Below are 6502 nucleotides of genomic sequence, written 5' to 3' on the forward strand. Positions count from 1 at the left end.
TACTGTGGTGCCATGCAGTCAAAGAAGATCTTCGGCATCGTCCTCGCCGGCGGCGAGGGAAAGCGCCTCATGCCCCTCACGGCGGACCGGGCCAAGCCCGCGGTGCCGTTCGGCGGGCAGTACCGGCTGATCGACTTCGCGCTGTCCAACCTGATCAACTCCGGTCTCACCCAGATCGTCGTGCTGACGCAGTACAAGTCGCACTCGCTCGACCGCCACGTCTCGCAGACCTGGCGCCTCTCCGGGCTCCTGAACTCCTACGTCGCCTCGGTCCCCGCGCAGCAGCGCCTGGGCAAGCGCTGGTTCAGCGGCTCGGCCGACGCGATCCTGCAGAGCCTCAACCTGATCCGCGACGAGAAGCCCGACATCGTCGTCGTGGTCGGCGCCGACCACGTCTACCGCATGGACTTCTCGCAGATGATCGACGCGCACATCACTTCCGGTGCGAAGGCGACCGTCGCGGCCATCCGCCAGCCGATCGAGCTCGCGGACCAGTTCGGCGTCATCCAGCTCGCCGGTGACGAGGCGGGCGACGGCATCGTCCCGACGATGATCTCCGAGTTCCTCGAGAAGCCCAAGGACGCCGTCGGCCTGGCCGACTCCCCGCACGAGGTCCTCGCCTCCATGGGCAACTACGTCTTCGACGCGGACGCCCTGATCGACGCGGTCATCCGCGACGGCGAGTCCTCCACGTCGGACCACGACATGGGCGGCGACATCATCCCCGACTTCGTCGCGCGCGGCGAGGCCGGCGTCTACGACCTCAAGCTCAACGACGTCCCCGGCTCGACCGACCGCGACCGCTACTACTGGCGGGACGTCGGCACCATCGACTCCTTCTTCGAGGCCCACCAGGACCTCATCTCGGCGCTGCCGGTCTTCAACCTCTACAACCAGCAGTGGCCGATCTTCTCGTCGCAGCTGAACTCCCCTCCGGCCAAGATCGTCCGCGACGGCAAGGGCAACATGGGATCGACGGTCGACTCGGTCGTCTCGCTCGGAACCGTGATCTCGGGCGCGCACATCGAGCGCAGCGTCGTCGGGCCCTGGACGGTCATCGAGTCGAACGCGACGGTCACCGACTCGGTGGTCTTCGACAAGGTCCGCATCGGCCCTGACGCGCTGGTCGTCCGCGCTATCCTCGACAAGGACGTCGTCGTCGAGCCCGGTGCTCGAGTCGGCGTGGACCACGACCGCGATCGCGAGCGCGGGTTCACCGTCACCGAGTCGGGCATCACCGTCGTCGGCAAGGGCGTCGTCGTCCACCCGTAGCACCCCCGCGGGTCGAGCTCTGCGCCCCGGCGCGCCCACCCGACCGATCGGACCGGCCCATGAGTGAGCGTCCTGCGACGCCTGCCCGCTTCCTCGTCGTCCTCGACGCGGACTCCACCCTCCTCCAGGACGAGGTGATCGAGCTCCTCGCGGTGCACGCCGGCTCCGAGGAGCGCGTCGCCGCCGTCACGGAGCGGGCGATGCGCGGCGAGCTCGACTTCGGCGAGAGCCTCCGCGAGCGGGTCGCCACTCTCGCCGGGGTCCCGGAGTCGGTGCTCCCCGATGTGAGCTCAGGCGTCCGCGTCACGCCCGGCGCCGCCGAGCTCGTGGCCGGCGTCCACGCCGCCGGCGGCCGCATCGGTGTGGTGTCCGGAGGGTTCCACGAGGTCCTCGACCCGATCGCCGGTGCGCTCGGCCTCGACTTCGTCCGGGCCAACCGCCTCTGTTGCGGGGACGGCCTGCTGACCGGAGCGGTCGACGGGGCGGTCATCGACGCCGCGGCCAAGGCGGAGGCGCTCCGCGAGTGGGCGGCGGTCTCGGGCGTCCCGCCGCAGCGCACGATCGCCGTCGGCGACGGTGCGAACGACCTGGAGATGATGGCGGTCGCCTCCCTCGCGGTCGCCTTCAACGCCAAGCCCCTGGTACGCGAGCGCGCCGACCTCGTCGTCGGCGGCCTCGACCTGTCGCAGCTGCTGCCTGTCCTCGGCCTCCGCGGCTGAGGCCCGCCTCCCCCTGCCTCAGGAAGGTCAGCGGCCCGCGATCGCGACGAGTCCGGCGCAGCCGAGCGCCAGCGCCCAGCTGACGAGCGAGCCCACCAGGAAGTACTCCGCCTTCTCGCCGCTGCCGCCGTCGCGGGAGATCTCGGGGAAGCGCACGATCCCCTTGGCCGCGAGCACGGCACCGGCGAGGCCGATCGCTCCGGCGAGCGTGAGGCCGGCGATCAGCAGCCGCTCCAGCGGTCCGATCGTGCGCCCGCCCTGGAGGTCCGGCAGGCGGGCGTCGGCCGGCTCCCGACGCGCGAACCGCTCGCTCCAGCGCGGACGCGGCGCGGGCTCGGCCTGCGGGAGCTCGCGGAACAGTGCCGCCCGCACGATCACGTTGCCGCTCTCCAGCAGGAAGAGCCCGGCTCCGACCGCCAGAGCGAGCTGCTCGATCGGAGGGAGCGTGCTCGCGACGATGGTCGGCGCGAGCGGCCCCGTCGGGACGCCGACGGCGCGGTCGACAGCGGTCAGCACCAGGACCGCCGCGACGAGGGCGACGGCCGGACGCAGACCCCCGGGGGGCCGCGCGTTCTCGACGGTCGTGGTCGTCAGCAGCCAGGCTCCGGCCAGGACGACGACGATCGCCGCACCGAGCGGCGGGGCTCCGACGAGGAGCGCTGCGGTCACGGCTGCGGCGGCGAGAACGGGGATCGCGAGGAGGGCCGCACGGCGGCGGAGGTGCGTGCGCGCGAGGTCGCCGAGGCCGATCACGGCGAGCAGCAGCGCCGTCAGCACGTCTCCTCCAGCAGGCGCGCGCCGGCGAGGAGGGCGCCCGCTCCCGCGCGCCGCAGCGCCTGCGAGACGGCGGGCTGCGAGATCGACTCCTGCTCGCCCAGCTCCTTCTGCGACGCTCCGCGCAGGCTCCCCAGCACGAGTCGGCGATCGCGCGCGCTGAGCGCTCCGACCAGCGCGTCGCGGGAGAGGAGGTAGGCGTTGACGGCCGCCTCGCCGGAGTCCCCGTCGGCGTCCCCGGCGACGAACCATCCGCGGGCCGTGGGCACGGCACCGTCCTCGAGCGCGTGGGCGCGATCGATGGCCTCGCGCGCGCGCCACCAGCCGGACCCGTCCTCGAGGTCCCCGGCGATCCCCGACCCGACCACCCGCACCTCGCCCAGGCCGATGCCCGCGCGGCAGTCGACGCCGGCCGGGAGCGAGAGGCGCGCCTGCAGCGTCGCCCGGAGCGCGGCGTGGACGGAGGGGTAGATCGCCTGGAACTCGTCGCCGACCGTCGGGTGCAGGGGCTGGATCGCCGGGACCGCGGCCTCCACCTCGGCGAAGCCCCGCTCGATCTCGCGCTGAGCACCCGCGCGGTCGACGAGGGAGCGGGAGGTCACCAGGTCCAGGAGCACGGCGACGACATCGGAGGAGGTCATCGCATAAGCCTAGAGCTTATATCCGTCGGATATAAGCCCAGGGCTTATCGGTCAGTGGCCCATCCCGAGGCCGCCGTCGACCGGGATCACGGCACCCGAGATGTACGCCGCCTCGTCGCCGGCCAGCCAGCGCGTGACCTTCGCGACCTCGGCAGCGGTGCCGTAGCGGGCGAGCGGGATGCTCTTCCGGTACTCCGCCTGCTGCTCCGGCGAGAGCTCCGCGGTCATGTCGGTCTCGATGAAGCCGGGAGCGACGACATTGGCGGTGATGTTGCGGGCGCCGAGCTCGCGGGTCAGCGAGCGGGCGAAGCCCACGAGGGCGGCCTTCGACGAGGAGTAGTTGATCTGGCCCGGCGACCCGTAGAGGCCGACCACGCTGGAGATGAGGACGACGCGGCCGAAGCGCTGCTTGAGCATCCCCTTCGATGCGCGCTTGACGACGCGGAACGCCCCGGTGAGGTTCGTGTCGACGACGGACGTGAAGTCCTCCTCCGTCATGCGCAGCAGCAGGGTGTCGCGGGTGATGCCCGCGTTCGCCACCAGGATCTCGACCGGGCCCAGCTCGGCCTCGACCTGCGTGAACGCGGCGTCGATGGAGGCGGCGTCGGTCACGTCCGCGACGACGGTGAGAGAGCCCTCCGGACCGGATCCCGAGCGCGCGGTCACGGCGACCCGGTGACCGGCGGCCACGAACTCCTGGGCGATGGCGAAGCCGATCCCCCGGTTGCCCCCGGTGACGAGGACGGTGCGCGGCGTGGTCATGGTGTCCCTCCTGCCGGCGCTCGTGCGGCGCCGGGCGACCCGTACATCCTAGAGGCGCGTCGCGCAACAGATTCCGGGATGAGGCCCTCCCGGCCTGCACCCGCCCGCCGCGACGTAGGCTTGCAGGGCTGTGAAACCACGCGAGACACTCACCTCCCTACCGCCGTCGCCGAGCGCCGAGCGGCGCTCCCGCGCGATCAAGTACTCGATCGCCATGGGCATCAGAATGCTCTGCGTCATCTGCCTGCTCTTCGCCCACGGCTGGTGGCTGCTGTTCTTCGCCATCGGCGCCGTGGTCCTGCCCTACTTCGCCGTCGTGCTGGCCAACGTCGGCAGTGCGGGTGAGCGCGGCAACGTCGAGCGGCCGGGTGCGATCGTCCTCTCCCGGCCGGTCCCGCCGCCCCCCGCCCCCGCCCCCGCCCACGACTCCGAGGTGCCGACCGGCCCCGAGGGCGGCGACCCGCGGGGAGACCGGCCGTGATCCCGCTCGGCCGGGTCCCCGACGCGCACGCCTGCTCCCGAGCGGGCTGCCCGCGGACGGCGACGTTCGCGATCGAGTGGCGGAACCCGAGGATCCACGCGGAGGACCGTCGGAAGACCTGGCTGGCCTGCGGCGAGCACCGGGACTTCCTGCGCGAATTCCTCCTCGCCCGCGACTTCCCGCTCGAGGTGAAGCCGCTCTACACGGTCGATCGCGGAGCGGAACGATGAGCGGCGACGCGCCCCGTCCCTCCTGGCGCTTCGTCTTCTCGCGACGCTGGTTCGGCTACCTCGCGCTCGCGATCGTCTTCGCCGTCGCCTGCGTGCTGCTCTCGCGCTGGCAGGTCGCGCGGCTCGACCAGGCCGCCTCGACCAACCGGCTGGTCACCGCGAACTGGACCGCCGACCCGGTGGCGCTCGACGGGCTGCTCCCCGCCGACTCCACGTGGGACGACGCGCTCGAGTACCGCCCGGTCGAGGTCACCGGCGTCTACGAGACGGAGGGGCAGACCCTCGTCCGCAACCGGCCCTACAACGGCAACCCCGGCTTCGAGATCCTGACGCCGCTGCGGCTCGACGACGGCAGCGTGTTCGTCGTCGACCGCGGCTGGGTCCCCGTCGGCTCGACCCAGGACTCCCCCGACGCGATCCCCGCGCCGCCCGAGGGGGAGGTGACCGTCGTCGCCCGCCTGAAGCCCAAGGAGGGACGGATCGACGGACGCTCCGCACCGGCCGGCCAGATCGCCACGATCCAGCTCGACGACCTGTCGGCGCAGCTGGACGAGCCCCTGCGGACCTCGGCGTACGGCCTGCTGGTCGCCGAGGCGCCGGCGCCGGTCGACGCTCCCCCGCTGGCCGCGATCAAGCCGGTCGCCGACGAGGGCCTGCACATCAGCTACGCCGTCCAGTGGGTGCTGTTCGCCGTCATGGGCTTCGGCGGGCTCGGCTGGGCGATCCGCCACGAGTACCGCATCCGCAACGCCGACGACCCCGAGGTCGTCGCGGCCGAGGAGCGGCGCGAGGAGCGCCGCCGACGCCGCGGCCGCAGCGACTCCGAGGTCGAGGACGAGCTGCTCGACGCCCGCTAGGCGAGCGTGATCAGGTCGAGGTAGTCGGCCGCCCAGTGGTCCTCGGTGCCCTCCGGCATGATCAGGACGCGCTCGGGGTTCAGCGCCTCGACGGCTCCCTCGTCGTGGCTGACCAGGACGACCGCGCCCTCGTAGTGCGCGAGCGCGTCGAGGATCTCCTCGCGGCTCGCGGGGTCGAGGTTGTTGGTGGGCTCGTCGAGCAGGAGCACGTTCGCGCCCGAGACCACGATCATCGCCAGGGCGAGACGGGTCTTCTCCCCGCCGGAGAGGACCCCGGCCGGCTTGTGCGAGTCGTCGCCGGTGAACAGGAACGAGCCCAGGACCCGGCGGGCCTCGGTCTCGGTGAGGTTCGGGCTGGAGGAGACCATGTTCTCGAGCACCGAGCGCTTGACGTCGATCGTCTCGTGCTCCTGCGCGTAGTAGCCGATCCGGAGGCCGTGCCCGGCCTCGATCACTCCGGTGTCGGGCTGGTCGACACCGCCCAGGATGCGCAGGAGCGTCGTCTTGCCCGCTCCGTTGAGCCCCAGGATGACGACCTTGGAGCCGCGGTCGATCGCGAGGTCGACGGCGGTGAAGATCTCGAGCGAGCCGTAGCTCTTCGACAGGTTCTGAGCCTGCAGAGGGGTGCGACCGCAGGCGGACGGGGTCGGGAACCGGAGCTTCGCGACGCGATCGACCGCGCGGACCTCCTCGAGCCCGCTGAGCATGCGCTCGGCCCGCGCGACCATCTGGTGCGCCGCTGCGGCCTTCGAGGCCTTTGCGCCGA

General features: G+C 72.2%; 9 protein-coding genes. 5 read left to right on the top strand and 4 right to left on the bottom strand.

Annotation, left to right across the window (positions count from 1 at the left end; translation table 11 throughout):
• The first annotated feature begins 12 nt into the window (after positions 1-12).
• Both C5C74_RS07720 and serB read left to right on the top strand, forming a co-directional pair.
• Entirely contained in the window at positions 13-1272 is a 1260-nt protein-coding gene (locus C5C74_RS07720) for a glucose-1-phosphate adenylyltransferase (protein WP_104221960.1), read from the top strand.
• A 59-nt stretch (positions 1273-1331) separates the two neighbouring features.
• Positions 1332-1991, top strand: coding sequence for a phosphoserine phosphatase SerB (gene serB, locus C5C74_RS07725; protein ID WP_104351270.1), 660 nt, complete (start codon positions 1332-1334; stop codon positions 1989-1991).
• 27 nt (positions 1992-2018) lie between these two features.
• Here serB and C5C74_RS07730 read toward each other — a convergent pair whose 3' ends face one another.
• Genes C5C74_RS07730 through C5C74_RS07740 form a run of 3 tightly spaced genes read right to left on the bottom strand, consistent with a single transcriptional unit; the run spans position 2019 to position 4168 of the window.
• Complete coding sequence (locus C5C74_RS07730; protein ID WP_104347249.1) at positions 2019-2768, bottom strand: hypothetical protein; 750 nt, start codon at positions 2766-2768, stop codon at positions 2019-2021.
• Positions 2762-3406 carry a SatD family protein gene (locus C5C74_RS07735; protein WP_104221954.1) on the bottom strand — a complete coding sequence of 215 codons (645 nt, stop codon included), beginning with the start codon at positions 3404-3406 and terminating at the stop codon, positions 2762-2764. Before C5C74_RS07735 ends, C5C74_RS07730 begins: the two co-directional genes overlap by 7 nt.
• 51 nt (positions 3407-3457) lie before the next feature.
• Positions 3458-4168, bottom strand: coding sequence for a beta-ketoacyl-ACP reductase (locus C5C74_RS07740; RefSeq protein ID WP_104225284.1), 711 nt, complete (start codon positions 4166-4168; stop codon positions 3458-3460).
• Positions 4169-4298: 130 nt separating this feature from the next.
• On the opposite strand from C5C74_RS07740, the gene C5C74_RS07745 reads away from it, so the two are divergent.
• From C5C74_RS07745 to C5C74_RS07755, 3 genes are read left to right on the top strand one after another with little or no spacing between them, the layout of a single operon-like run.
• On the top strand, positions 4299-4649 hold the full coding sequence (locus C5C74_RS07745) for a DUF3099 domain-containing protein (RefSeq protein ID WP_104351271.1): 351 nt from the start codon (positions 4299-4301) through the stop codon (positions 4647-4649).
• Complete coding sequence (locus C5C74_RS07750; protein ID WP_104351272.1) at positions 4646-4879, top strand: hypothetical protein; 234 nt, start codon at positions 4646-4648, stop codon at positions 4877-4879. The genes C5C74_RS07745 and C5C74_RS07750 overlap by 4 nt, the downstream gene beginning before the upstream one ends.
• Positions 4876-5736 carry an SURF1 family protein gene (locus C5C74_RS07755; protein WP_104351273.1) on the top strand — a complete coding sequence of 287 codons (861 nt, stop codon included), beginning with the start codon at positions 4876-4878 and terminating at the stop codon, positions 5734-5736. Before C5C74_RS07750 ends, C5C74_RS07755 begins: the two co-directional genes overlap by 4 nt.
• Here C5C74_RS07755 and C5C74_RS07760 read toward each other — a convergent pair.
• Positions 5733-6502: ATP-binding cassette domain-containing protein (locus C5C74_RS07760; RefSeq protein ID WP_146083022.1), on the bottom strand; the 770-nt coding region annotated here is incomplete at its 5' end. The genes C5C74_RS07755 and C5C74_RS07760 overlap by 4 nt on opposite strands.

This window comes from Rathayibacter sp. AY1E8, from assembly GCF_002931415.1.
Classification (GTDB): domain Bacteria; phylum Actinomycetota; class Actinomycetes; order Actinomycetales; family Microbacteriaceae; genus Rathayibacter.